This is a genomic window from Allobosea sp. CRIB-10, from assembly GCF_900112185.1.
In the GTDB taxonomy this organism is placed as follows: Bacteria; Pseudomonadota; Alphaproteobacteria; order Rhizobiales; family Beijerinckiaceae; genus Allobosea.
Genome location: NZ_FOKP01000068.1, coordinates 1 through 1,235, shown reverse-complemented (window position 1 = coordinate 1,235; position 1,235 = coordinate 1). Strand labels below are relative to the sequence as shown.

Annotated in this window: 1 protein-coding gene; it reads left to right on the top strand. The window is 66.5% G+C overall.

What is annotated here, in order from left to right:
* On the top strand, positions 1–1,235 hold a 1,235-nt coding region (locus BMZ69_RS30905), incomplete at both ends, for a DNA translocase FtsK (RefSeq protein WP_280142138.1).

Sequence of the window (1,235 nt, the reverse complement as noted above, 5' to 3'; positions counted from 1 at the left end):
GTGATTTCGCTCGCCGACGACATCGCCCGCTCGATGAGCGCGGTGTCGGCGCGTGTGGCGGTGGTGCAGGGCAAGAACGCGATCGGCATCGAGCTGCCCAACGCCAAGCGCGAGACCGTCTTCCTGCGCGAGCTCCTGGCCTCCCAGGATTTCGAGGGCACCAAGCACAAGCTGGCGCTGTGCCTCGGCAAGACCATCGGCGGCGAGCCGGTGATCGCCGACCTCGCCCGCATGCCGCATCTGCTCGTCGCCGGCACCACCGGCTCGGGCAAGTCGGTCGCGATCAACACCATGATCCTGTCGATCCTCTACCGGCTGAAGCCGGAGGAGTGCCGGCTGATCATGGTCGATCCCAAGATGCTCGAGCTTTCCGTCTATGACGGCATCCCGCATCTGCTCACCCCCGTCGTCACCGACCCGAAGAAGGCGGTGGTCGCGCTGAAATGGGCGGTGCGCGAGATGGAGGAACGCTACAAGAAGATGTCGAAGCTCGGTGTGCGCAACATCGACGGCTTCAATCTGCGGGTGGCGGAGGCGGCCGCGGCCGGCGAGGTCATCACCCGCACGGTCCAGACCGGCTTCGACAAGCATTCGGGCGAGGCGATCTACGAGGAGGAGGCGATGGACCTGTCGCCTCTGCCCTATATCGTCGTGATCGTCGACGAGATGGCCGATCTGATGATGGTCGCCGGCAAGGAGATCGAGGGCACGATCCAGCGCCTGGCCCAGATGGCGCGCGCCGCCGGCATCCATGTCGTGCTTGCCACCCAGCGGCCTTCGGTCGACGTCATCACCGGCACGATCAAGGCGAACTTCCCGACGCGGATCTCCTTCCAGGTCACCAGCAAGATCGACAGCCGCACCATTCTGGGCGAGATGGGCGCCGAGCAGCTGCTCGGCCAGGGCGACATGCTCTACATGGCCGGGGGCGGGCGGATCACCCGCGTGCACGGCCCGTTCGTCTCGGACGCCGAGGTCGAGAAGGTGGTGGCGCATCTGAAGACGCAAGGGCGGCCGGACTATCTCGACGCGGTCACCGCCGAGGAGGAGGCCGGCGGAGCGGGCGAGGACGAGGACGGGGCGGTCTTCGACAAGACCGGCATGGGCCAGTCGGAGAGCGAGGACCCCTATGAGCAGGCAGTCGCGGTCGTGCTGCGCGACAAGAAGGCCTCGACTTCTTATATCCAGCGCCGCCTGCAGATCGGCTACAACCGCGCCGCCTCGATCATGGAGCG